General features: G+C 59.7%; 21 protein-coding genes. 13 read left to right on the plus strand and 8 right to left on the minus strand.

The annotated features are described in order from the left end of the window. Window positions 1-24 precede the first annotated feature (24 nt). The gene (polA, locus tag FHT71_RS24220) at window positions 25-3,024 is read right to left on the minus strand and encodes a DNA polymerase I (protein ID WP_132594072.1); all 3,000 of its coding nucleotides are present in this window, start codon (window positions 3,022-3,024) and stop codon (window positions 25-27) included. 423 nt (window positions 3,025-3,447) lie between these two features. On the opposite strand from polA, the gene FHT71_RS24225 reads away from it, so the two are divergent. Next, complete coding sequence (locus tag FHT71_RS24225; protein WP_007798574.1) at window positions 3,448-3,864, plus strand: MarR family transcriptional regulator; 417 nt, start codon at window positions 3,448-3,450, stop codon at window positions 3,862-3,864. A gap of 2 nt (window positions 3,865-3,866) precedes the next feature. Here the strand turns inward: FHT71_RS24225 and FHT71_RS24230 are convergent, their stop codons facing one another. Next, a complete protein-coding gene (locus FHT71_RS24230) occupies window positions 3,867-6,254 on the minus strand; it encodes an EAL domain-containing protein (RefSeq protein ID WP_183722376.1) in 2,388 nt (795 codons plus the stop codon). Between the two features lie 189 nt (window positions 6,255-6,443). Between FHT71_RS24230 and FHT71_RS24235 the strand changes: the two genes are divergently transcribed. Next, window positions 6,444-7,832 (plus strand): M20/M25/M40 family metallo-hydrolase, encoded by a 1,389-nt coding sequence (locus FHT71_RS24235; protein WP_132594076.1) that lies wholly within the window; start codon window positions 6,444-6,446, stop codon window positions 7,830-7,832. Window positions 7,833-8,344: 512 nt separating this feature from the next. Here FHT71_RS24235 and FHT71_RS24240 read toward each other — a convergent pair. Next, entirely contained in the window at window positions 8,345-8,527 is a 183-nt protein-coding gene (locus FHT71_RS24240; protein WP_007798587.1) for a hypothetical protein, read from the minus strand. Between the two features lie 171 nt (window positions 8,528-8,698). After that, window positions 8,699-8,959: a hypothetical protein gene (locus tag FHT71_RS24245; RefSeq protein WP_244423788.1), complete on the minus strand. Its 261-nt coding sequence runs from the start codon at window positions 8,957-8,959 to the stop codon at window positions 8,699-8,701. Window positions 8,960-9,256: 297 nt separating this feature from the next. On the opposite strand from FHT71_RS24245, the gene FHT71_RS24250 reads away from it, so the two are divergent. The 5 genes from FHT71_RS24250 to FHT71_RS24270 all read left to right on the plus strand — a co-directional run bounded on the left by FHT71_RS24250 (window position 9,257) and on the right by FHT71_RS24270 (window position 17,438). Beyond that, complete coding sequence (locus FHT71_RS24250) at window positions 9,257-11,605, plus strand: transglycosylase domain-containing protein (RefSeq protein WP_132594078.1); 2,349 nt, start codon at window positions 9,257-9,259, stop codon at window positions 11,603-11,605. 235 nt (window positions 11,606-11,840) lie between these two features. Next, window positions 11,841-13,757: a molecular chaperone DnaK gene (dnaK, locus tag FHT71_RS24255; RefSeq protein WP_132594080.1), complete on the plus strand. Its 1,917-nt coding sequence runs from the start codon at window positions 11,841-11,843 to the stop codon at window positions 13,755-13,757. An 84-nt stretch (window positions 13,758-13,841) separates the two neighbouring features. Next, window positions 13,842-14,969 (plus strand): molecular chaperone DnaJ, encoded by a 1,128-nt coding sequence (dnaJ, locus tag FHT71_RS24260; protein ID WP_007798598.1) that lies wholly within the window; start codon window positions 13,842-13,844, stop codon window positions 14,967-14,969. A 218-nt stretch (window positions 14,970-15,187) separates the two neighbouring features. Next, the gene (locus FHT71_RS24265; RefSeq protein WP_132594082.1) at window positions 15,188-17,080 is read left to right on the plus strand and encodes a tetratricopeptide repeat protein; all 1,893 of its coding nucleotides are present in this window, start codon (window positions 15,188-15,190) and stop codon (window positions 17,078-17,080) included. A 148-nt stretch (window positions 17,081-17,228) separates the two neighbouring features. Then, entirely contained in the window at window positions 17,229-17,438 is a 210-nt protein-coding gene (locus FHT71_RS24270) for a hypothetical protein (protein WP_132594084.1), read from the plus strand. Between the two features lie 15 nt (window positions 17,439-17,453). Here FHT71_RS24270 and FHT71_RS24275 read toward each other — a convergent pair whose 3' ends face one another. Further along, complete coding sequence (locus tag FHT71_RS24275) at window positions 17,454-17,822, minus strand: helix-turn-helix transcriptional regulator (RefSeq protein WP_007798609.1); 369 nt, start codon at window positions 17,820-17,822, stop codon at window positions 17,454-17,456. Window positions 17,823-18,136: 314 nt separating this feature from the next. Between FHT71_RS24275 and mbfA the strand changes: the two genes are divergently transcribed. Continuing rightward, a complete protein-coding gene (gene mbfA, locus FHT71_RS24280) occupies window positions 18,137-19,120 on the plus strand; it encodes an iron exporter MbfA (protein WP_183722379.1) in 984 nt (327 codons plus the stop codon). Window positions 19,121-19,208: 88 nt separating this feature from the next. On the opposite strand, the gene FHT71_RS24285 is transcribed toward mbfA, so the two are convergent. Together FHT71_RS24285 and FHT71_RS24290 are read right to left on the minus strand one after the other, a co-directional pair. Continuing rightward, window positions 19,209-19,808, minus strand: a complete 600-nt coding sequence (locus tag FHT71_RS24285; protein WP_007798618.1) for a transglutaminase-like cysteine peptidase — start codon at window positions 19,806-19,808, stop codon at window positions 19,209-19,211. A gap of 151 nt (window positions 19,809-19,959) precedes the next feature. Then, window positions 19,960-20,760 carry an alpha/beta hydrolase gene (locus tag FHT71_RS24290; RefSeq protein ID WP_132594088.1) on the minus strand — a complete coding sequence of 267 codons (801 nt, stop codon included), beginning with the start codon at window positions 20,758-20,760 and terminating at the stop codon, window positions 19,960-19,962. A gap of 179 nt (window positions 20,761-20,939) precedes the next feature. Here FHT71_RS24290 and infC point away from each other — a divergent pair, with 179 nt between their 5' ends. Further along, the gene (infC, locus tag FHT71_RS24295; RefSeq protein ID WP_025658610.1) at window positions 20,940-21,476 is read left to right on the plus strand and encodes a translation initiation factor IF-3; all 537 of its coding nucleotides are present in this window, start codon (window positions 20,940-20,942) and stop codon (window positions 21,474-21,476) included. Window positions 21,477-21,697: 221 nt separating this feature from the next. Here infC and FHT71_RS24300 read toward each other — a convergent pair whose 3' ends face one another. Then, window positions 21,698-22,150 carry a hypothetical protein gene (locus FHT71_RS24300; RefSeq protein ID WP_165933192.1) on the minus strand — a complete coding sequence of 151 codons (453 nt, stop codon included), beginning with the start codon at window positions 22,148-22,150 and terminating at the stop codon, window positions 21,698-21,700. A 223-nt stretch (window positions 22,151-22,373) separates the two neighbouring features. Here FHT71_RS24300 and FHT71_RS24305 point away from each other — a divergent pair, with 223 nt between their 5' ends. The 4 genes from FHT71_RS24305 to rpmI all read left to right on the plus strand — a co-directional run bounded on the left by FHT71_RS24305 (window position 22,374) and on the right by rpmI (window position 25,368). Beyond that, entirely contained in the window at window positions 22,374-22,913 is a 540-nt protein-coding gene (locus tag FHT71_RS24305) for a hypothetical protein (RefSeq protein WP_165933191.1), read from the plus strand. Between the two features lie 4 nt (window positions 22,914-22,917). Next, window positions 22,918-23,583 carry a response regulator transcription factor gene (locus FHT71_RS24310; protein ID WP_132594094.1) on the plus strand — a complete coding sequence of 222 codons (666 nt, stop codon included), beginning with the start codon at window positions 22,918-22,920 and terminating at the stop codon, window positions 23,581-23,583. Beyond that, window positions 23,580-24,932 carry a HAMP domain-containing sensor histidine kinase gene (locus FHT71_RS24315; protein ID WP_132594096.1) on the plus strand — a complete coding sequence of 451 codons (1,353 nt, stop codon included), beginning with the start codon at window positions 23,580-23,582 and terminating at the stop codon, window positions 24,930-24,932. The genes FHT71_RS24310 and FHT71_RS24315 overlap by 4 nt, the downstream gene beginning before the upstream one ends. Window positions 24,933-25,164: 232 nt before the next feature. Continuing rightward, window positions 25,165-25,368, plus strand: a complete 204-nt coding sequence (gene rpmI, locus FHT71_RS24320) for a 50S ribosomal protein L35 (protein WP_004108077.1) — start codon at window positions 25,165-25,167, stop codon at window positions 25,366-25,368. The last annotated feature ends 4 nt before the right edge of the window (window positions 25,369-25,372 follow it).

The raw sequence follows: 25,372 nt of genomic DNA on the forward strand, positions 1-25,372 counted from the left end.
TTTAATGGATTTTCGACGAAGCGCTTAGTGCGCTTCGTCCCAGTTGGTCGCTGAACGTGCATCGACCTTCAGCGGCACGCGCATTTCAAGCGCCGGCATGGTGGCATTTTCCATGACTGAAACGATGATCGGTGTGGCCTTTTCGACATCAGCGTCCTCGACCTCGAAGATCAGTTCGTCATGCACCTGCAGGAGCATGCGCACGCGATCTCCAAGCCCCGCCTCGGCAAGGGCCGGTTCCATCTTGATCATTGCCCGGCGAATGATGTCCGCCGCCGATCCCTGGATCGGGGCGTTGATCGCCGCACGCTCGTTGAACGCACGAACCGACGGGTTGGAGGAGCGAATCTCCGGGTAGTTGATTCGCCGCCCGAAGATCGTCTCAACGTAGCCCTTGTCGCGCGCCATCTGCTTGCGGCTGTCCATGTAGTCGCGGATGCCGGGGAAACGCTCGAAATACTTCTTGATGTAGTCGCCCGCTTCCGAGCGCTCGATCGAAAGCTGATTGGCGAGACCGAAGGCGGAAATGCCGTAGATGATCCCGAAGTTGATCGCCTTCGCGCGACGCCGCACCTCGGACGGCATGCCCTCGACGGGCACGCTGAACATCTCCGACGCAGTCATCGCATGAATGTCGACGCCATCGGCAAACGCCTGCGTCAACTGCGGGATCTCGGCGACATGCGCCAGCACGCGCAGCTCGATCTGGCTGTAGTCGGCCGAGATCAGCTTGTGGCCGGGCGTCGAAATGAATGCCGTGCGGATCTTGCGGCCTTCCGCCGTGCGCACCGGAATGTTCTGCAGGTTCGGTTCCGAGGACGAGAGGCGGCCGGTCGTCGTCGAGGCCAGCGAATACGAGGTATGGACCCGCTTCGTCTGAGGATGGATGTATCCCGGCAGCGCGTCCGTGTAGGTCGATTTCAGCTTGGTCAGCTGGCGCCAGTCGACGATCTTGCGCGGCAGTTCGAAGCCAGCGGCCGCGAGGTCTTCGAGCACGCTTGCCGATGTCGACCATTGCCCGGTCTTCGTCTTCGTGCCGCCGGCAAGTCCCATCTTGCCGAACAGGATGTCGCCCAGCTGCTTTGGCGAGCCGATGGTAAAGCGCCCACCGGCGAGCTTGTAAATTTCATCCTCCAGCGCCGCGGCGCCCTGTGCGAGATCGCCGGACAGGCGCGAGAGGATCTGCCGGTCAACGGTGATGCCGCGTGCTTCCATATGCGCCAGAACCGGAAGCAAGGGTCGCTCGAGGCGTTCGTAAACCGTCGTGAGCTTCTCAGCCGCAAGGCGTGGCTTCAGGACCAGCCAGAGTCGCAATGTGATGTCGGCATCTTCGGCCGCATAATGTGTGGCGCGATCAATATCGACGAGATCGAATGTAATGTTCGACTTACCGCTGCCGGCCACGTCCTTATAGGCAATTGGCGTATGACCGAGGAATTTCTCCGAGAGCGGATCCATGCCGTGGGCGCCGGTTCCGGCATCCAGAACGTAGGAGATCAGCATCGTATCGTCGAAGTTCGTCGTTTCGACGCCGTAACGCTTCATCAGCAGGTAGTCGTATTTGAGGTTCTGGGCGACCTTCAGGATCGACTCGTCTTCCAGCAGTGCCTTCAGCCGGGGCAGGGCATCGCGCATCGGAATCTGATTGTCGGCGAGCCCGCCGCCGAGCAGATCGCCGACACCTGTTTTGTGGCCGATCGGAACATAGGCGGCGCGGATGCTGGTGCCGGTGGCGTTCTTGTCGTTGTCGGCGATCGCCATAGAGAATCCAACAAGCTCCGCCTGCATCGCATCGAGCGACGTCGTCTCGGTGTCGAAGCCAATCAGTCCCGTCTCGCGCGCATCGGCAATCCATTTGTCGAGCGTCGCGACATCGCGGATCGTGACATAGCGCGAGTGGTCGAAGGGCAGGGAGGCAAACGCCTCGGCGCGCGCCTTGGCAAGATCGCCAGGCAGGAACGTGCCTTCACGACCATTCCCGCCGTTCGCCTTCGCCGGAACGGGCACCGACTCGCCGGCGACATCGGGAATGCCACCGGCAACTGGCTCGTGCTGGGCGACGTCGAGATCGGGGCCGCGTGCCGCCGCGCCCCACTCGACCGGAACATCGACGGCATCGATCGCGCTGGCATCGCAATCGCAAGCATCGGCCACGCGCCGCGTCAGCGACGTGAACTGCATTGCCTTCAGGAAGCCGATCAGCTTCGGTCCATTCTGCGGCTCGAGGGTCAGGTCTTCGACGCTGAGTTCCAGCGGAACGTCGGTGCGCAGCCGCACCAGTTCGCGCGACAGGCGCGCCTTGTCGGCATTCTCGATGATTGTCTGCCGGCGCTTCTCCTGCTTGATCTCGGTCGCGCGTTCCAGGAGCGCGTCGAGATCGCCGTATTCGGCAAGCAGCTGCGCCGCTGTCTTCGGGCCGATTCCGGGGATGCCAGGCACGTTGTCGACCGAGTCGCCGGTCATCGCCTGAAGATCGATCATCTTCTCGGGCGGCACGCCCCATTTCTCGATGACATCGGGAATGCCGATCTGCTTGTCCTTCATGCTGTCGTACATGTGGACAGCAGGCGTCACCAGCTGCATCAGATCCTTGTCCGAGGACACGATCGTAACATCGGCGCCGAGCGCCTCGGCCTGACGCGCATAAGTTGCGATGATGTCGTCGGCCTCGAAACCCTCCGTCTCAATGCACGGCAGATTGAAAGCCCGCGTTGCATGGCGGATGAGCCCGAATTGCGGGATCAGTTCCTCGGGCGGCGCCGAGCGGTTCGCCTTGTAGGCGTCGTAGAGATCCTTGCGGAACGTCTTTGCCGAATAGTCGAAGACGACGGCAAGATGCGTCGGGGTCACCCCGACCGACGTGTCGCGTGCATCGGTCAGGAGCTTCCACAGCATGTTGCAGAATCCGGACACCGCGCCCACCGGCAGGCCATCGGATTTGCGCGTTAGCGGAGGGAGTGCGTGAAAGGCTCGAAAGATGAAACCGGAGCCGTCGACTAGGAAAAGATGATCGCCTTTTTTCATGGCGTCATGGATAGCGCGGCCACCTTGGAAGGTCCATATAAAGTTAGGAGTGAGAAAAGATTCTGCCTCACCAAACTGTTACTAATTTGTAATAGTCAATCCTCGGCTTTCCCTTGAAAAGCCACATTCCCGATCACAAATGATTACTACCGACGTTTGATCGTGTTGATCGCGTCGAGGGTCTGATAGCTGGCTTGTCCCCCGCCGCATCGGACTTGGACAAAGGCCTTATCCCCTCTCCGGGCCTTTGTCCCCATTTTAGAGCCGCCATAGCCACACCTCCAGGCTATGGCGGCTTTGTTTTTCTGCTCTATCTTTCAAAGGACAGCCTGCGATGAAAGTATTTGTCGTGCATCGCAGGCGTTTTGTTGAATCGTTTTGTCGAGTATTTTGCGACTAACTGAGAAGATGGGAATTAATCGTATGGACTCGGGAGCCTATCTTGCCAGCCAGCTGGCCAAGGGCTTCGCTCGTTCGCTGCAGCAGCGCGCGGCGAGGCTCGGCTTTTCGCCAGGGCAGTTCCCGGTTCTTCTCGAACTCTGGGCCGAGGACGGGTTGACCCAGAAGCAGTTGCTGGCTCGCGTCGACATCGAACAGGCGACCATGGCAAACACGCTTGCACGCATGGCGCGCGACGGGCTGATCGATCGTCGTCCGCATCCGTCCGACAAGCGCGCCCAGCTGATCTTCCTGACCGACAAGGCCAAAGGCATGGAAGACGACGCGATCGAGGCGGCGCGCGAAGCGGATCTCGCGCTCTTTCGGGGCTTCAAGAGCTTCGAACGCGAACTGACCCTCGAATATATCCGTCGTCTTCTCGACAACGCCAAAAAGCTTTAAGCCTATTCCGCCGCCGTTATGGTGGCGGGAGCATACGGCCGATCCAACTCGTCGGCGTGGGTTGCAAGGAGGCTCTCACGTGCTGCCAGCTTGACGCTCGGTTCGATATCAGGCTTGCCGAGAAGCAGGCCCTGCATCTGCTCACAGCCTTCTTCGATGACGATCTGGCGCTGGAGTTCCGTTTCGACGCCTTCGGTCACGACCTGAATTCCCAGGCTGTGGCCAAGGCCGATGATGGCGCGCACGATGGAACGGGCGGCTGCGTCATGCTCGAGAATGCCGGTGAAGCTGCGGTCCACCTTGATCTTGTCGAAGGGCAAGGCGCGCAGGTTCGAAAGCGACGAGAAGCCCGTTCCGAAGTCGTCCATGACGATGCGCACGCCAAGTCCATGCAGACGCATCAACGTTGCGATGACATTGCTTCGGTCGCGCACGAAGGCAGCTTCGGTAATCTCCAGTTCCAGCCTCTCCGGGGCCAGCTCGGTCTCTTCGAGGATCGCCGCAACCCGCTCGCAAAGGTTCGGGAGCATGAACTGCACCGGCGAGACGTTGACGGCGATGGACAGCGGCTGCGGCCACCGCACCGCTTCGGTGCAGGCCTGGCGCATCACCCACTCTCCAAGCTGCACGATCACACCGCTTTCCTCGGCGATGCCCATGAAGACCTCCGGTTCACTCATGCCGTGCCCGGGCCGATTCCACCGCATCAGGGCTTCATAGCCGGTGACGGTATCCGTCCTGCTGTCGAGGATCGGCTGGTAGCTAACGGAGAGCTGGCTGCGCGTGATCGCATGGCGCAGCTCCGCCTCGATCTGGCGACGGGCGCGCACGGTTTCGTCCATTTCCGCGTCGAAGAAGCAGGCCTTGCCGCGCCCGGCATGCTTGGCACGGTAAAGCGCCGTGTCGGCGTTGTCGCTCAGCTCTTCCGCCGTGCGTCCGTCCGTAGGATAGACGGCGATGCCGACGCTGATGCCGACGGCGGTCGGATCGCGGGCGATATCCATTTCAGCGGCGAGCCCGTCAAGAATAAGCCCCGCAAGCTTGCGCGCTGCGTCCGGCTGCTGCTTGCCCGTCTGGATGATCGCGAACTCATCGCCCCCAAGTCGAGCGACCGTGTCGCCCTCATCGGCCACGCGCTGCAGGATTGTCGAAACCTTGCAGAGGATGCGGTCGCCCTCCGCATGTCCGAAAATGTCGTTGACGGCCTTGAAACGATCGAGGTCCAGACAGAAGACGGCAATCTGCGTGCCTTTGCGCTGGGCCAATTGAAGAGCGTGGCGAATGCGCGTCTCGAACAGCGAGCGGTTCGGCAAGCCGGTCAAAACGTCGTGCTGCGCCAGATGCTCGATCATTTTCTCGGCGCGCTTACGTTCGGTGAGATCGCGAATCACCAAGACGTCGCAGTAGCGCCCGCGATAGACCATGCGACGGGACAGGATCTCAACCGGGATCTCGTTGTCGTCTTTGCTGGTCAACAGCGTCTCCTCGCGGGAGGCGGGCGTGCTGCCATCCATGCTCATCAGAACGGAGGTCGGATCAGCCCCGAGCAGCTCGGCCAAGTGCCAGCCCGACATTTGCTGGAAGCGTTCGTTGGCGTCGATGATCTTTCCTTCGCGCAGAACGAGCAGCCCCTCCATCGAGGCGTTTGCGAGGCCGCGTAGATCGGTCAGATGGCTTTCGAGAAATACGGCGCCGAGAGCGACGAGGATCAGGGCCGTCGACACCGCCATGATGATCGCAGCCAGGGCTTTCGGCTCCAGAACGGTTGCGGTTGCGCTTCGTCCGGGTTCGGGAATGAGCGTTATGCTGCTCATCGAAATGAAATGCATCGCTGCGATGGCGAGCACCATGGCGATCGCCGGCACCAGCAGCCGTTTTGCCCCCTTGAGCCTCTTGAAGGAGAGAAAGGCCATGCTCGCGAGTGTCGCGCCAATCAGCAGCGCGATCAGCGTTGCTGAGAGATCGTAGACGATATCAACCTGGGCTTCGATCGCCCGCATGCCCGTCAGGTGCATCGAACCGATCCCGAGCGCCATCAAGATGCCACCGGGCACGAAGGAATACGCGCTCGTGCCTTCCGCGGACACCAGGATGGCCAGCCAGGAGACGCATATCGCCAACACAACGGAGAGTGTTGTCAAGCCGAGACCATAAGTGATCGTGAAGCCGCCATCATAGGCGAGCATTGAGATGAAGTGCGTCGCCCAGATGCCGACGCCACAGGCAAATGCCGATGCCATGATCCAGTTTCGTTGCTGTCCGGGATCGCATTCCTGGGCGCGGAACAAGAGCAGCATCGAGGCAAGGTTGCCGATCAGGCAAACGATGACGGCAGCAACAATTAGGCGCCAGTCATGGTTGTCGCGAATGCAGGTGACTACAGAGAACATATCTCACCTCGAATACATTGTCGGCATGCTATTTAGCCTTCCCTAAATAACTGTAAATTGTATCCGCGATTTCATGCCCTCGTCTTCAGGTGAGTCTCCCGGCGATCCGTTTCCCCTCCGATCTTTTTTCAACTCGAAAGCGATTTACCTTTGGTCTATCGTCCCGCCGAATTTCGAAAGGAGTCGAAAATGACCTACGTAACGCCAGTGCTTTCGCGCGCGGACCAGAATTTGCCGTCAAGCCTCGACAAGCTGTTTGAGCTCTTGAGGATCAAATCCATTTCTACCGACCCGGCCTTCAAGGCCGAGTGCCGCAAGGCAGCCGACTGGCTGGTTTCCTATCTCAAGACACTGGGTTTCGATGCTTCCGTGCGTTCCACACCCGGCCATCCCATGGTTGTCGCCCATCATGCCGCTGCGAGCGCCGATGCGCCGCATGTCCTTTTCTACGGCCACTACGACGTGCAGCCGGTCGATCCCATCGAGCTTTGGGAAAACGATCCGTTCGAGCCGTCGATCAAGGATGTTGGCAATGGTCGGAAGATCCTGACGGGTCGCGGCACGGCCGACGACAAGGGCCAGTTGATGACCTTCGTCGAAGCCTGCCGTGCCTACAAGGAAGTGAACGGCGCTTTGCCCTGCCGCATCACCATTCTTTTCGAAGGCGAGGAAGAATCCGGTTCACCGTCGCTGAAGCCTTTCCTTGAGGCTAACGCCGCGGAATTGAAGGCCGACTACGCGCTCGTCTGTGACACCGGCATGTGGGATCGCGATACGCCGGCGATTGCCGCAGCACTTCGGGGGCTTGTCGGGGAGGAGGTCGTCATAACGGCCGCCGACCGCGATCTGCACTCCGGCTTGTTCGGCGGTGCAGCCGCAAATCCGATCCACATCCTGACGGCTGCGCTTGCCGGCCTGCATGATGAAACCGGCCGCATCACCCTTGAAGGCTTCTATGATGGCGTCGAGGAAACCCCGGCCGATGTCAAAGCGTCCTGGGAAACTCTCGGCAAGACCGCGGAGACCTTCCTGGGCGAGGTTGGTCTGTCGATCCCCTCTGGTGAAAAGGGCCGCTCGGTCCTCGAACTGACGTGGGCACGTCCGACCGCTGAGATCAATGGTATCTGGGGTGGCTATACCGGCGAAGGCTTCAAGACAGTGATCGCGGCCAAGGCCTCCGCCAAGGTTTCCTTCCGCCTCGTCGGGACGCAGGACCCCGATGCCGTCCGGGAAAGCTTCCGCAGTTATGTCCGTTCGAAAATCCCGGCGGATTGCTCTGTCGAATTCCACCCGCATGGCGGCTCGCCGGCCATCCATCTCTCTTACGATTCGCCGGTGCTGACGAAGGCCAAGAATGCGCTTTCCGACGAGTGGCCGAAACCTGCCGTCGTCATTGGCATGGGCGGATCGATCCCGATCGTCGGCGACTTCCAGAAGATGCTCGGCATGGAATCGTTGCTGGTCGGCTTCGGCCTCAGCGACGACCGCATTCACTCGCCCAACGAGAAGTACGAGCTTGCTTCCTATCACAAGGGCATCCGCTCCTGGATTCGCATCCTGGAAGCGCTGGCCAAGTAAGGAAAGCCTGCTCTCTTGAGAGCCTGAAAAACAAAAAGGCCGGAACAAGCCGGCCTTTCGTCATCCGCTTCATTTCGATGCCAGTACATCCGTGGTCAAGGAGGAAGCGAATGTTGCAGCCAGAGTGATCGCGAAAGGTCAACCAATGGTTAATTTGAGAGCCGCGATCAAAACGATGGAAGCGGCAACCTTGCTTGCGCGCACAGCTTTCCACCGGCTGCAATATGTTGGTCGTATGTCGGAATGCCGGCCTCGCGTTTCAAGTAGGGCTAACGCATTTCTGCGTTTCGAGGCTTTCAGGAGTTCGACGAGGCCGCTGCAGCGGCCGCCCTTTTGCTCGCTTGCCGAGGGGGGAGGCTTCCACCGGCGACATGGGAAGGCCCGGCGCTCTGGGAGAGACACCGGGCCTGATCGCGATCGGCACGTTTGAGGGGAGACGGCCGACCTTCAGCGAAACGTATAGGGCGTGTTTCGCTACGGACTTAATTCATTAGGCCGCTGATGGTTCCCTGCTACCAGAGGGAAACGGAGTTCTGCCGACAGACGAGCAGCTCGCGCATCTCTGCGAACGGGCCGTGCAGCATCTTCAGGCGGCTTTCTTCCATCTTTGTCAGCCGGTAGCGGCGCGCAAACTCATGCACGCTCCAGACTTCGCGCAGCTTGAATTCTTCGATGTTGCTAATGTCGATGCTCATGAAATGCCTACATATTGCGCGTGCTGCACTAATCCTAGGCGCAATTCGGCATGCTATATGTCAGATTTGTGACGGTAGCAACGAATGGCAGCCATGCCAAAAAAGCGTGGCTTCGTAAATGAAACAAAGCCCGGCCGATTGGCGCGCCGGGCTCTGGTTTGAACTGCGTGATCAGCGCCAGCCGTAGCGATCGCGAGCCCATGGCGGCGGACGATCCCATCCGTAGGACCGCTCATAACGCCAGCCATAGCGTGGCGGCGGGCCGCCCCATCCATAGCGACGATCAGAGCGCCATCCGTAGCGCGGCGGTGGCGGGCGGTTCCAATTCGGTCGGCAATTTCCCCACCGAGTGAGATGATAGCCGCGGCCGCAAGCGTAATCGACAAGTACCGTATTCTTGCCCGCAGCGCCGTTCACCGGCACAATCGGCATCGCTTCAGCCGCGGAAACGCCAAACCCACAAATGGCGATCGCGGCTGCAATCATTCTCATACGCATCTCTGCACCTCTGTTATGCAAGTCCCTTGCACGTGGATTAGAGAGCCGGTTGGGTGAACAGGGGCTGAACCAAATTTGACATTATTGGGGCAGCGGTGGCCCTTCTAACCACTTCTTAACCACCCCTTAAATCGCCGCATTTAAAGTTCAACCGGGCGGAGAACCGTTTGGCAAGGCACGGCTTCTGCGGCGTCGTTGCTCAGAGCGAAGATGGGGTGTACCGGGTACTAGATGGCGGGCAGAGGCAAATCACGCGACAGGATCGAACCCACTTTCAGCGGCCGCGATGACCGTGACGATGATGACGATTTCGCGCTCGATGCCGACGACCGTGTGGTCCGTGGACGCTCAAGCAAGCGCGTGGCTCCAAAATCGTCTCGGGCACGGCAGCCCGAGCGACGCAAACGCGACCGCCGGGAGCGTGAAGGCGGAAGTTTCTTCGGCTTCATCCGCCGTATCGTCTACTGGTGCATTGTTTTTGGTATTTGGGCCGGCATCGGCGTCGCCGGCCTCGTCGTCTACTACGGGTCGCGCATGCCGAGCGCCAGCACCTGGGCCATTCCCGAGCGCCCCCCGAACGTCAAGATCACAGCTGTTGACGGCAGCGTCCTCGCCAATCGTGGCACGACGGGCGGCGAAGCGCTCGCGCTCGAAGACATGTCGCCCTACATCCCGGAAGCGATCGTCGCCATCGAAGACCGTCGCTTCTACTCGCATTTCGGCGTGGATCCCCTTGGCCTTACACGTGCCTTCGTCACCAACCTGACGACCGGACACATGGTCCAGGGCGGTTCGACATTGACGCAGCAGCTTGCAAAGAACCTATTCCTGTCGCCGGACCGCACGCTGGAGCGCAAGGTGCAGGAAGTCCTGCTTGCGCTTTGGCTGGAGCAAAAATACACCAAGGACCAGATCCTTGCGATGTATCTCAATCGCGTGTTTTTCGGCTCGAACGCCTATGGCGTCGAAGCTGCCTCGCGCCGTTATTTCAACAAGTCCGCACGTGACGTGAACCTTGGTGAAGCAGCCCTTCTCGCCGGTCTCGTCAAGGCACCGTCGCGTCTGTCGCCGGCCCGCGATCCTGAGGCAGCCAATGCCCGCGCGCAGGTGGTTCTGCAGACGATGCGCGATCAGGGCTACATCACAGACGATGAAGTAAAGACCGCCATGTCGCAGACGCCGGCCAAGGCGAAGCGCTACTGGTCGGGCGCTGGGCACTATGTCGCGGATATGGTGATGGACCAGCTGCCCGGCCTGATCGGCGACGTCAAGGAAGACATCGTCGTCGACACGACGATCGACAAGACGCTGGAAAAGCGGGCCGAGCAGTCGCTGAACGACGTATTGAGCAAGGATGGTGCCAAGCTCGACGCCTCGCAGGCCGCACTGGTCTCGCTCGACGGGACGGGCGCAATCCGTGCGCTCGTTGGCGGCAGGGACTATGCCGACAGCCAGTTCAACCGCGCCGTGACCGCCAAGCGCCAGCCCGGCTCCTCCTTCAAGCCGTTTGTCTACGCTGCGGCGCTGGAAAAGGGTCTGACGCCGTTCTCGATATTCAATGACGCACCGATCCGGATCGGCGATTGGACGCCGGAGAACTACGAGAAGAAGTACAATGGCGAAGTGACGCTCGCGACGGCACTTGCAAAGTCGCTGAACACCGTCGCCGCCCAGCTCGTGATGTATGACGGACCGGACCAGGTCATCAAGCTCGCGCACCGCCTCGGCATCGAATCGGAACTGCAGCCGAATGCCTCGATTGCTCTTGGCACGTCGGAAGTGTCGCTGACAGAACTCACCGGCGCCTATGCCGCCTTCATGAATGGCGGCTACAAGGCGACGCCGCACGTGATTCGGCGTGTGACGACGGCCGACGGCAGCAGGGTGCTCTACGAGAACACCTATGACAATCCGCCCCGCGTCCTGTCGGAGGCGATTGCTGCCAACATGAACACGATGATGATGGGTGTCATCAACCAGGGCACCGGCAAGAGCGCCAAGCTTTCCGGTTGGCAGGCGGCTGGCAAAACCGGCACCACCCAGAATTCGCGCGACGCGCTCTTTGTTGGCTTCACCAGTAACCTTACAACCGGCGTCTGGTTCGGCAACGACGACGGCAAGCCGATGAAGAAAGTGACGGGCGGCGGCCTGCCGGCCAGGGCATGGCAGGAGTTCATGGTCGCCGCACACAAGGGACTGTCGCCGGCACCGCTCTTCGGCAATGGGCAGTTTATGACAGATCCCGCAGTCAATCCCGGTTTCGGCGATCAGCCGATGGCCTCTGTCGAGCCTGGCATGGCGCCGCCGCTTGAGGAGCCGACCACAATCGGCAGCATCCTCTCCGGTGTCTTCGGGGGCGGGGCCGATGTTCGTGAGCGCTATCCACAGGCGACCGAGCGACCAAGACGTCAGCCGATGGCTCCGGTTAATGGCGGTCCGGTGCCTCCCGCCGACATCGCTCAAGACGGCGATGTTGGCTACGGCGACGCGCTGCCGCCGGGTGATATCGGCGAGCCTGAACCGTCGCCGACGGGCAGGCCGAGACGGACGACCTTGCTCGACTTGATCATGGGGCAGTAGCTAAAGCGTTTGGCCGGAAAAATGCCATTTTCCTGCGCCTGTCGAAATTAATTGCTAGGCGCCTGTTTTGCTGGTTTTCTGGCTATTTCTCGCCTTGCAGTCCCGAAAACCGCTCCTTATATACGCCGCATCACCGCAATCACGATTGCGTTAATCTTAAAGACCCATCCCGTAAGGGGCTGTCAGGGAAATGCCTTCTCGGGGTTCCGACAGCTTGCTTCAAGGAGAGAATGACATGGCAAAAGTAATTGGTATCGACCTCGGAACGACAAATTCCTGCGTCGCAGTCATGGACGGCAAAGACGCAAAGGTCATTGAGAATGCGGAAGGCGCGCGTACGACCCCTTCCATGGTGGCATTTTCTGACGATGGCGAGCGCCTCGTTGGTCAGCCGGCCAAGCGCCAGGCAGTCACCAACCCCACGAACACCCTCTTCGCAGTGAAGCGCCTGATTGGCCGCCGCTACGAGGATCCGACCGTTGAGAAGGACAAGAGCCTCGTCCCCTTCCACATCGTCAAGGGTGACAACGGCGACGCCTGGGTCGAAGCCCAGGGCAAGTCCTATTCTCCGGCACAGATCTCCGCGATGATCCTTCAGAAGATGAAGGAAACCGCTGAGTCCTATCTCGGCGAAAAGGTCGAAAAGGCCGTCATCACCGTTCCCGCATACTTCAACGACGCACAGCGCCAGGCAACCAAGGATGCCGGCAAGATCGCTGGCCTCGAAGTTCTCCGCATCATCAACGAGCCGACGGCAGCCGCACTTGCCTACGGTCTTGACAAGAAGGACGGCAAGACCATCGCCGTTTACGACTTGGGTGGCGGTACGTTCGATATCTCGATCCTCGAAATCGGCGACGGCGTCTTCGAAGTGAAGTCCACCAACGGCGATACCTTCCTCGGCGGTGAAGACTTCGACATGCGTCTCGTCGAATACCTCGTTGCCGAGTTCAAGAAAGACAACGGCATCGACCTCAAGGGCGACAAGCTTGCTCTGCAGCGCCTCAAGGAAGCTGCTGAAAAGGCGAAGATCGAACTTTCGTCCGCGCAGCAGACGGAAATCAACCTGCCGTTCATCACCGCCGATGCAACCGGCCCGAAGCACCTGACGCTGAAGCTGACGCGCGCCAAGCTCGAAAGCCTGGTCGACGATCTCGTCCAGCGCACGATCGCTCCGTGCAAGGCAGCCCTTAAGGACGCCGGTGTGACGCCTGCCGAGATTGACGAAGTCGTTCTCGTCGGCGGCATGAGCCGCATGCCGAAGGTCCAGGAAGTCGTCAAGCAGTTGTTCGGCAAGGAGCCGCACAAGGGCGTCAATCCTGATGAAGTCGTGGCACTCGGCGCAGCTATCCAGGCCGGCGTTCTGCAGGGCGACGTCAAGGACGTTCTGCTTCTTGACGTAACCCCGCTGTCCCTCGGCATCGAGACCCTTGGCGGCGTCTTTACCCGTCTGATCGAGCGTAACACGACGATCCCGACGAAGAAGTCGCAGACCTTCTCGACCGCTGACGACAACCAGCAGGCGGTCACCATCCGCGTTTCGCAGGGTGAGCGCGAAATGGCTGCCGACAACAAGCTGCTCGGCCAGTTCGACCTCGTTGGCCTGCCGCCGGCACCGCGTGGCGTTCCGCAGATCGAAGTCACCTTCGATATCGACGCCAACGGCATCGTTCAGGTTTCGGCCAAGGACAAGGGCACCGGCAAGGAACAGCAGATCCGCATCCAGGCCTCCGGTGGTCTCTCCGACGCCGACATCGAAAAGATGGTCAAGGACGCGGAAGCCAATGCCGAAGCCGACAAGAAGCGTCGCGAAGGCGTGGAAGCCAAGAACCAGGCCGAAAGCCTGATCCATTCCACGGAAAAGTCGCTGAAGGATTACGGCGATAAGGTCTCCGAGGCCGACCGCACCGCGATCTCCGATGCGATCGCTGCTCTGAAGTCTGCGGTCGAAGCAAGTGAGCCGGATGCCGAAGACATCAAGGCAAAGACCCAAACCCTCATGGAAGTTTCCATGAAGCTGGGCCAGGCGATCTATGAAGCCCAGCAGGCAGAGGCCGGCACGGCTGATGCCTCCGCAGCCGGCGGCGATGACAATGTCGTCGATGCCGACTACGAAGAAGTCAAGGACGACGACCGCAAGAAGTCCGCTTAAGCGGGACGAAACGGTCAAGCTTGAAACTGACATTCCGGCTGCCTCCGTGGCAGCCGGAAATCCATTTCCGGGGTCTAATCCTTAATGGCAAAAGCCGATTTTTACGAAACGCTGGGTGTCGCCAAGACGGCGGACGAGAAAGAGCTGAAAAGCGCCTTCCGCAAACTCGCCATGAAGTTCCATCCGGACAAGAATCCGGGCGACCATGACGCCGAGCGCAAATTCAAAGAAATCAACGAAGCCTACGAAACGCTGAAGGATCCGCAGAAGCGCGCGGCTTACGACCGTTACGGTCACGCCGCCTTCGAACACGGTGGCATGGGCGGTGGCGGCGGCGGTTTTGGCGGCGGTGGATTCTCCGACATTTTCGAGGATATCTTCGGCGAGATGATGGGCGGCGGTCGTCAGCGGCAGCGCTCGTCCGGCGGCCGCGAGCGTGGCGCCGACCTTCGTTACAACATGGAAATTTCGCTGGAGGAATCCTTCTCCGGCAAGACGGCGCAAATTCGCGTTCCGACCTCGATTACCTGCGACGTCTGCTCAGGTTCGGGCGCCAAGCCCGGTACGCAGCCGAAGACCTGCGGCACCTGCCAGGGTTCGGGCCGCGTGCGCGCTGCCCAGGGCTTCTTCTCGATCGAGCGTACCTGCCCGACCTGTCATGGTCGCGGCACGATCATTCCCGATCCCTGCGCGAAGTGCCATGGCCAGGGTCGCGTCACCGAAGAGCGGTCGCTCTCCGTGAACATTCCGGCCGGCATCGAAGACGGCACCCGCATTCGCCTGCAGGGCGAAGGCGAAGCCGGTATGCGCGGCGGTCCATCGGGCGATCTCTATATCTTCCTGTCGGTCAAGCCGCATGAATTCTATCAACGTGATGGCGCCGACCTCTACTGCACCATCCCGATCTCGATGACGACGGCGGCTCTCGGCGGCACCTTCGACGTTGCGACGCTCGACGGCACGAAGTCACGCGTGACCGTGCCGGAGGGCACGCAGGCCGGCAAGCAATTCCGCCTGAAGGGCAAGGGTATGCCAGTGCTGCGTTCGCCCCAGACCGGCGATCTTTACATTCAGATCCAGATCGAGACTCCTCAGAAGCTGACGAAGCGCCAGCGCGAACTTCTTCAGGAGTTCGAGCAGCTTTCCTCGAAGGAGAACAATCCGGAATCGACCGGGTTCTTCGCGCGAATGAAGGAATTCTTCGAGAACTGATCAATCAGGCATGAAATGCGACAAAGGCCCGGTTGTTGTTGCAACCGGGCCTTTGTTGTTTGTTGTTCCACTCTGCCTATGCAGGGTTGCTGCAATGGCTCGACTCTCATATTCAAAAATCGCTTTATAATCTTGTATCAACCAAATGATTGGCAGGACATTAAGATAATAAAAGGTTAAATTAGCAGGCCTAGTAACATTACAGCGCCGGGGGACACTTGGAACGCCGTCTCGCAGCCATCCTTGCAGCAGACATCGTCGGCTACAGCCGATTGATGGGCTCAGACGAATCCGGGACGCTGAGTGCGGTGAAAAATTGCCGCACCGAGCTTCTCAATCCGAAGATTGCTCAGCATCGCGGCCGCATCGTCAAGCTGACCGGCGATGGCATGCTGGTCGAATTCTCCAGTATCGTGAACGCCGTCGCCTGCGCTGATGAGATTCAGCGGGAGACTGCTCAGCGAAATCTGTCCGTGCTGGAGGACAAGCGAATTGAATTTCGGATTGGCATTCATCTGGGCGATGTGATCGTCGAGGATGGAGACATCTTCGGAGATGGTGTGAATGTTGCCGCGCGGCTTGAGACACTGGCCGAGCCTGGCGGCATTGCCGTCTCCGCCTCCGTCAGGGACCATGTCGGAACCCGGCTCGACCTTTCCTTTGAAGACAGGGGCGAGCACAGGCTCAAGAACATCAAGGAGCCGGTGAGGGTCTACGCGATCTCGCCACGGCGGGCGCTGCCATTGAAGGTCAACAAGGCCGCTTTGACCGCGGCCAGGGAAAAGCACAAGCAGCTCGTCGCCGTGCTGCCGTTCACCAATATGAGCGGCGACGCCGAGCAGGAGTATTTTTCGGACGGTATCACTGAAGACATCATCACCGATCTCTCGAAGATATCGAACCTTTACGTTGTCGCGCGCAACACCGCCTTCACCTACAAGGGCAAATCCGTGCAGGTGAAACAGGTCGCAGCCGAGCTCGGTGTCGACTTCGTTCTCGAGGGGAGCGTCCGCAAGGTGGCGCAGCGCGTGCGCATTACGGGGCAGCTGATTGATGCGAGGAATGGCGGGCACCTTTGGGCGGACCGCTTTGACCGCGACCTCACCGATATTTTTGCGATCCAGGACGAGATCACCCACGCGATCGTTGATCAGCTCAAGATCAAGCTGCTGCCCGAGGAGCGGCGGGCAATCGAGGCGGAACCGACAAGCAACGTCGAGGCTTACACCTACTATCTGCGCGGCCGGCAGCTTTCCCATACCTGGACGAGGCCTTATCTGGTCTTGGCCCGGCGCATGTTTGCAACGGCTGTCGCGCTGGATCCGGAATATGCGCGTGCCTATGCCGGCATGGCCGATTGCGAGTCGGCACTTCGCGACTGGCATGCGGGCGAGTATACGCTACAGGGAATTCTCAGTCTGAGTGCCAAGGCGCTTGCGCTCGATCCAAATCTTGCGGAGGCGCATGCCTCGCGGGGGCTGGCGCTGCACCAGGACGGGCGAGACGAGGAGGCGCTTGTCGAATTCGAAAAGGCGCTTGCGCTGGAGCCCGATCTCTATGAGGCGAATTTCCACTATGGTCGTTTCCTTTTCATGCAGGGCAAGTTCGAGGGCGCGATCACCTTCTTCACAAGGGCGGCCGAGATACGCCCCGACGACTATCTCTCGCCCATCCATCTGATGAGTGCATGTCGATCGCTCGGCCTGATGGAGGAACGGGCACATTGGGCGCGCGTATGCATCGAGCGTGCCGAAGAGGCCTTGGAGCGGCATCCGGAAAACTCCGGGCCGGCCCATCGCGGTGCGCTTGCATTGGCGCACATGGGCGATGCGGAACGAGCAAAAGAGTGGGTGAAGCGCGCGCAGACGATCGATCCGGATGACATCGTTGCACAATACAACATCGCTTGCGTTTATGCGCTGTTGAACGAATGCGACGCCGCGCTCGACCTGTTGGAGGAGCTGTTGCCGCAGTCATCCTGTTATCACATCCTATGGTTCAAGCATGATTCGGACCTCGATTCCGTGCGCGATCATCCACGCTTCGAGAAAATGCTGGATGCGATCGAGGCATGTTCGGCCTCCCTCGACTTTAGGGTCGCTTCGGAATAGCGCCGGCGCCTGCCCAATTGTTCCATTCTGAAACAAGCGGAAATGCACATCTGTCTTGCGTTAACGCAGGCAGTGAATGCCGCTTTGCAAAGACAAGCAAAGCGGCCAGTATTCTGCCGGGGATCAACCAAGAACAAGGGCAACTTCCATGACGGCAGCAGCCACTACTCTGTCTTTGCAGTCCGATGATGTCGACGTGCTTGCCGGTGCGCTCTACGCGTGGTGTGCCGAGCGCAATATCAAGATGCGCAGCCAACAGGGACTTTCAATAGCGAGCATCGCGATCGATCTCTATCACGCAGGTCATCATACGCAGGACGATCTGCTCGTTGCGCTTCATGAACGCGAGTTGCACTGACGCGAAATGAAGGCTCTAGCCTAAGGCCTCGGCGTAGGTTTCACCGGACATAATCGAGAGAATCGTCTTCACGGCCTCCTTGCCAGCCGTGGAGAGAAGCCTGTCGTAGTGCATGGCCAACTCATAGGCTTCGGGGCTGAGGCCCTGCTTTCCCGCGCCATCATTGGGATTGGCGCCTTCGAACAACTCGGAAATATCCACACCCAGAAAGACCGCAATCTGGTGCAGTTTACTTGCTGATACGCGGTTGGTGCCCTTCTCATATTTCTGAATTTGCTGAAAAGTCAGCCCGAGCGCCTCCCCCAGTTCCAGCTGCGATATGCGTCTTTTGGACCTGAGTGCCCGAACATTTCTACCGACAATAATATCTACCGGATCTGGCACCGTGTTGTTCCCTTATAAGGCAATTATATTTGCGTAGTACTATGCCCGCGTTTCGCAATATCTCAACCCTTCAGTTGGAAAATTCAACCGGCTTTTTCTGTGGTTTTTCGGTGGTATGCCTAGACTTTCGGCGTAGGTACCGACCCTGGCGTGCACATTATTTGGGATGCCAGTTAAGGGCGGGAAATCAGCCTGGATGGCACTTGATTTTACTTGTGGTCCTCGCGCGCCGAATTCTCAGTCGCCCGTGGCGGGCAACTTGACCAGAGCCAGCGCAGCGCATATTTTAGAATAATTCTAAAAATGAGGTTGTTATGCTGCGTAGGCTTTTTGGATCATCCAAGCGTTCCTTTGACTCTTTGTCCGAGCAGGAAATACTGGCGCTCGCTATCGGCTCCGAAGAGGACGATGCGCGCATTTATCTCGCCTACGCCGACATGCTGCGGGGCGAGTACCCCGCATCCGCCAAGGTCTTCGAGGAAATGGCTGAGGTGGAGGACACGCATCGAAAGTCCCTGATCGAAATCTATCGCCAGCGGTTCGGCGAGCGCATTACACTCATTCGTCGGGAACATGTTCGCGGGTTTTATGAGCGGAAGCCCGATTGGTTGCGGCGCAGCCTTTCATTGGAGAGAATCCGGGGTGAAGCGGTGGCCATGGAACAGCAGGCCTATCGCTTCTATGTCGAAGCGGCGGGCCGCGTTACCGATGCCAATACCCGGCAACTGTTGGGGGACTTGGCGCTGGCCGAGCAAGGCCACGAAGAGATCACCCATATGTTGGGCGACAAGCACACGCCTGAAAAGGTGAAGGCGGAGGAAGACCTTGCTGCGCGCCGGCAACTGGTCTTGACCTATGTACAGCCTGGTCTTGCCGGTCTGATGGATGGCTCGGTGTCAACGCTGGCGCCGATCTTCGCCGCTGCCTTTGCGACCCAGGACACTTGGCAGACGTTTCTGGTTGGCATGTCCGCCTCCGTCGGCGCCGGCATCTCGATGGGCTTCACGGAAGCGGCCCACGATGACGGCAAGATTTCGGGCCGTGGTTCGCCGATCAAGCGCGGTCTCGCCTGCGGCGTCATGACCGCACTTGGTGGTCTTGGCCACACCTTGCCTTATCTGATCACAAACTTCTGGACGGCAACGACGATGGCGGTGATCATTGCGATCTTCGAGCTTTGGGCAATCGCGTTCATCCAGAACAGATTTATGGAAACGCCGTTCTTACGTGCTGCTTTACAGGTGGTCGTCGGCGGCGGTCTTGTCCTCGGTGCCGGCATCCTGATCGGCAACGGCTGAGCCGCAGTTCCCGAGCAGTAATCAACTCAGTCCCAACAAAGAAGGCCGGCATTTTTTTGCCGGCCTTCTTTGTTCCATCCGATATCGTCTACTTCAGAGCACCGACGAGAACGTCGCGGCCATTTTCGATGGTGACCCAGCGGCCGGCATTGGCGCTCGACTGTCGCTTGATGAACGAATAGGGCGTGTCGAACCACGGCTTGACGTTGGAAGCCAGGTTGTCGAGCACGAAGTCCCCGTGGCTGGTGCGCAGTGTCAGCACGGCGTGGCCTTCGCCATCGGGCTTGCGAACCACGGTGAGAAGAAGGTTAGCCGGCGAAATGCCTCGCTGGATCAGGATACGGCGCTTCAGCAAGGCGAAGTCTTCGCAATCGCCGGCGGTTGTCGGATAGGCCCAGACCTCATCCTTGCCGTAGATTTCCTTGTCGGTCATCGGAGTGATGCTGTTGTTGACCGTGGCGTTGACCGATCGCACCATTCCCCATTTCGCATCCGACATCTCAGCCGGCGAGACATTGCGGTTCGGGCCGCACTCATTGCGATGCGTCTGGCAGAAGTCGTAATGGCCGATCGGCTGGGAAGTGGCCGCGCCGGTGACCATCGAGAGGTTGTTGGTGGAAGCCGGCGTCGCGGCTGTAGACATAGCAAACACGGCCATCATGGCCACGAGGAAACCCTTGATTCGCACGCCCGCTTTTCCCTTGCATCGCCCATGTATTGTTAACAAAAAGTTAACGGACAGAGGCTCGAAGAGTCAATCGTTACTTCTGGGGAGGGGCTTGCTACCCACCAACATGGTTAAAATTCGTTAGGATTTGGCACAGGTGATATCGTTTGGCTTAGCGGATCAGCCCTTTGACTGCAGCAAGCATACGCTCGATGTCCTGGGGCCGCGAAAGCCGGTGATCGCCGTCACGCACGAAGGTTAGAACGACGTCGTCGGCGGGGAGGTGTTCCACGAGCTTCATAGCATGTTGATAGGGAACGTCGGGATCCTTCATCCCTTGCAGGATATGCACTGGGCAGCCGGTCTCGATGATGCCCCTGAGCACGCTGTTGTCGCGCCCATCCTCCATCAGCGCCCGTGTATAGATGTTCGGCTCCGGGCTGTAGGCCGACCGCTCTTCGAAGTAGCCGCGCTCGGCAAGGGAGGCTTTTTCTTTCTTCGTGAGGTTCGGTTCGATGAGATCGGAGGTGAAGTCGGGAGCCGGCGCAATTAGAACCATGCCCTCCAGCTTTGGCCCGTCCTGCAGCTTGGCGAGTTCCTGGGCGAGCCGCAAGGCTATCCATCCACCCATCGACGAGCCGACGACGAGGATGCTTTCGGGTGCTGTATGGACGATAACCGCAAGCGCTTCCTCCAGCCAGCGCGAGATCGTCCCGTCGGTAAACTTGCCGCCGGATAGGCCATGACCGGAATAGTCGAGGCGCAGGCAGGCAAGGCCGTTTTCTGTGGCAAACCTGTCCAGTTCGATCGCCTTGCTGCCGCTCATGTCGGAGCGGTATCCGGATAACCAGACAAGGGTTGGGCCGGCCGCCTGGCCGGATTGGCTTCGCGCGATGTAGGCAATCTCGCGCGCGGCCTCGCCTTCTCCGACGGTCAGATATTGATGGTCATGGATGAGATTTGCGTCAAACATCGCGGAACTCCAGTTGTTTTGGCCTATAAAACAGATTCTTGACAGGCTGACAGCAGGTGTTTTTTCCGCTAAAGAGTGTTACCGACTCCGTTGCAGCAATGGTGAAACCACGTTTGTGCTTCCGTTATTGGGAGTGCCGAGGCTGCAGCGATCCGAAACAACGCGAGGAGAATACGACCATTCGCAGACCCTTTAAAGCCGACGCGCCCGTGAAGGAAGGGCCGCGCTCGAACCGGGAAATTCGCATCCCCCGAGTTCAGCTGATTGATGCTGAAGGACAGAACTTGGGCGTCGTGCCCACCGACCAGGCCTTGAAAATGGCTGAGGAAGCCGGTCTCGACCTGGTGGAAATCTCCCCAAATGCCGAACCGCCTGTGTGCAAGATCCTCGATCTGGGCAAGCTGAAATATGCCAACCAGAAGAAGGCCGCCGAGGCGCGCAAGAAGCAGAAGATTGTCGAAGTCAAAGAAATCAAGATGCGCCCCAACATCGACACCCATGACTATGAGGTGAAGATGAAGGCGATGGGCCGTTTCTTTGAAGATGGCGACAAGGTGAAGGTAACGCTGAAGTTCCGCGGTCGCGAAATGGCGCACCAGGAGCTTGGCATGAAGCTGCTGCAGCAGGTGAAGGCCGACACGACCGAATATGCCAAGGTTGAAGCCGAGCCCAAGCTCGAAGGCCGCCAGATGATGATGGTGCTCGCGCCGAAGTGAGGCGCGTCGCCACTCTCGTATCAAAGCCGTCCGTAAGGGCGGCTTTTGTATTTTGGGCTGATGTTTGCCCAAACTGACAGGACGCTGACAAAAGCGCTCAACGGTCTGTCAGCGAGACTTTGGCATTCTGCACTCAACAGAGAAGAGCGCAGAAAGCAAAGATCATGAAAAAGAACATCTCACGCACGCTCCTGGCGTCCGCCGCGGCACTTGCAGTGACCCTATCTCTCCCAACAATTCAGACGTTCGGCCCTGACCATTTCTCGTCGGCTGCGTTTGCCCGTGGTGGCAGCGATGACGGCGGCGGCAGCGGTTCTGGCAGCAGCGGCGGTGGCGGCAACAGTGGTTCCGGTCACAGCGGCGGCAGCGACGACCACAGCGGTAGCGGACGCGGTGGTGACGATCACAGCGGTCGAGGCGGTCATGACGATGGGGATGACCATCATGGCCGCGGCCGTGATGACGGCGCTGAGCACGATCGCGACGACGACAATCCCGGTGAACGCCATGGCGGCCGCAACGACAATCGCCCGGAAGTAACGCTCTCGGTGTCGGAGGCGAGCCTTGCGGGGCTGTTGAACGGCTCGCTTGCCGCCGTGGACCAGCTTGGTCGTCGGCTTGAGGTCGAGATTGAGCTTGAAGATGGAACGCGCGTGGTGGTCGCGCATCCCCATAGAGGGGATTTTGTCCGAAATCCTGGCGCAATCACCAGCGTCACTATAGTTCCCGCTTCGGCGCAATAATCTGCCCGGCGCGGTCTTCCGGCCACCCCTTCGGAAGAAAGAACTCCGCCGCGCCCCGGCGGAGTTCTTGGATTTTTGGAGCCTTGTCTCGTCGCGACAATGCGTTCAGTGTAGGCTCCGCGGTTGCAGATGCATTGAGGTACTTAGAAGTTCAATGAACACAAGCCGTCGCGATTTGATGACGATGTTGATGCTGGCGGTGGGGCTTGCCGCCGCCGGTCCGATCCTCGTTTCCCATGCGCAAGCCAAGGATGGCGGCAGCGATGATGGCGGCGGCGGGAGCGGTTCAAGTGGCAGTGGCTCGTCCGGCTCTTCTGGTTCTTCCGGGTCCAACTCCGGCAGCGGCAGTTCCGGCTCGGGTTCCGGTTCCGGTTCCGGTCGCGGCGACGGTCACGACGATCACGGGAACGATGATGATGGTGACGATCACAGCGGCAGCGATGACAGCGGTAGCGGACGAAGTGGCCGCGCCTCGGACTATGATCGGGCGCGTGATGCCGTCCGCGAAGGCCGGATTCTTCCACTGAAGACGGTGCTGGAGCGCATTGACGCAAAACGCTACGGGCGGGTGATCGACGTCAACCTCAGGCGATCCATGTTCAGCGACGTCTATCAGGTGAAAGTGCGCGACGGGGCAGGGGCGATCAGGACGTTGCGCGTAAATGCTCGAAACGGAGTGCTGCTGGGGGGATAGGGGCATGCGAATATTGCTGGCGGAGGACGATCCCAATATTTCCGGCCACGTGGTCGAAAAGCTTGCGCGGGAAGGCTACCTTGTCGAGGTGTTTGCAAGCGGCCCCGATGTATGGGAGGAAGGGGAAACGGGCGATTACTCCGCCATCATCCTCGACCTTGGATTGCCCGGCATGGACGGTCTCTCCATCCTGAAGCGGTGGCGCGGCGCAGGCATCAACACGCCGGTTCTCGTTCTCACGGCCCGCGGCTCGTGGATGGAGCGCGTCGACGGTTTTGACGCGGGAGCTGATGATTATCTGCCGAAGCCGTTTCGCACCGAGGAGCTGCTGGCTCGCCTGAGAGCGCTTCTGCGCCGCACCGGCGCTGTCGCCGCGCGCGTGAAGTCCGCCAACCGCTTCACGTTGGATGAAAGCGCGAGACGCGTGACCTTCGATGGACGCGAACTCGACCTCAGCCCGCTGGAATACCGCATGATCGCGCTTTTCATCGGCAAGCCCGGGGAAGTGCTGAGCCCAACCGAACTGGCAAGCCAGGTGCAGGGACGCGACGACGATTCCGCCAAGAATGCCGTGGAAGCCATGGTGGCGCGGCTGCGAAAAAAGACGGATAGTGACGCCATCGAGACCCGGCGCGGCTTTGGCTATGTGCTTCCGGAGCGGCCGCGGTGATCCACTCGCTGCATTTTCGCCTGGCTGCTGGAGCGCTCGTCGCGATCGCACTGGCGTTGACGCTCGTCTGGGCGGTGCTGAGCCACCTGTTCACGGACTATCTGGCCGACCAGTATTCCAACGAAATGACATCGGTGATGGACTCTCTGGCGGCGCAGCTCGCCGTGGAGAATGGCGCTCTCGAATTGAAGAACGAGCCTGCCGACTCGCGATTCCAGATACCGGCCGGTGGCCGCTACTGGCAAATCTCGCTTGATGGCAATGAGGAGCCTTTGCGCTCCCGCTCCCTCTGGGACGAAGAGATCACCGCGGATGCACTATCCAAGGACATGTACTGCGGGTTCCGCGAAACCGACGGGCCCGATGGCTCGCCGCTGCTAGTGTCGATGAAGACGATGAGGCTCGGCGAAGGCGCCGCAAGCAAGAACTTTACCGTCTATGCCGCTTTCTCCAAGCCGGAGATGGAAGCAGCCCTTGAGACCTATCATCGGCCGTTGCGGCTGATGCTGCTTTCCACCGGCGGTATGCTGCTTCTGGCTGCTTTTCTGCAGGGGTGGGTCGGCTTGCGCCCGCTAGTGCGGCTTCGCGACCGCGTCGCCGATATCAGGGCCGGGCGCAGCTCTCATATCGGCACGGAGGGACCCAGCGAAGTCAAGCCGCTGGTTCGCGAAATCAACCTACTGCTGAGCGAGCGGGAGACGGCGATCGAGCGCGCGCGCGCTCGCGCGAGCGACCTCGCCCACGGTTTGAAAACGCCGTTGACGGTGTTGTCGCACCTGGTTGAAGCCTTGCCCGAGGGCCAACGCGAAACGGCATTGCAGCAGATCGAACTCGTTCGGCAGCGCGCCGACCGTCAATTGCAGGCGGCCCGCATGGGTGTGGAGCAAATGGCCACGACATCGCTGCTCGGCATCTCGGGAAAGCTCGTCAATGTTTTGACGCCTTTCACCGAAGAGAAGGGGATCGACTGGCATCTTGATATCGATCCGGCCCTGACGGTCCAGGCAGATCCCGCCGACATCGCCGAGGCATTGGGCAATGTGCTCGACAATGCCGTGCGCTTTGCCAGAACTCGGATCGAGCTCTCTGCCGGTCGCTCACAGGACGATGTCGTGCTCAGCGTTTCCGACGATGGCCCGGGTGCGGATCCCGACAGCTACGATCTGATGTTGAAGCGCGGGGTGAGGATCGACGATGGTACGGCAGGAACTGGACTCGGGCTCGCGATATCGGGCGATATCCTTGAGGCTTACGGCGGCAGGCTCGATCTTTCCGCCTCTCGATGGGGCGGGCTTCAAGTGAAATTGATGCTTCCGGCCATGGCCGGCCGGCCTTCCACCATTGCCTAGAAGATTCATCTGCCGCCCCGTTGCACTTTTATGACGCTGCGGTTATAAGCGCGCGTCCGAACTGACCGGCAGGGCATGCCGTGGCAGTTTCGAATGCTTGCGGAACGGTTCGTCACCGGAGCCGCAGATCAACAACAAACGCTCCCGCACCTTGTTGCGACGGCCGGAAACTTGGCATCGCGAGAAGGCTTCTTTGATGAAGCAGCCGGGGGTACAGAAACGGAGTAGCAAAATGCCCAAGATGAAGACGAAGTCCTCCGCCAAGAAGCGGTTCAAGATCACCGCGACCGGCAAGGTCAAGGCTGCAGCTGCTGGCAAGCGCCATGGCATGATCAAGCGTACCAACAAGTTCATCCGCGATGCACGTGGCACCATGGTTCTCGCAGAACCGGATGGCCGCAAGGTCGTGAAGAACTACCTGCCGAACGGTCTCTAAGACT

Source organism: Rhizobium sp. BK060, from assembly GCF_014193145.1.
Lineage (GTDB): Bacteria > Pseudomonadota > Alphaproteobacteria > Rhizobiales > Rhizobiaceae > Rhizobium.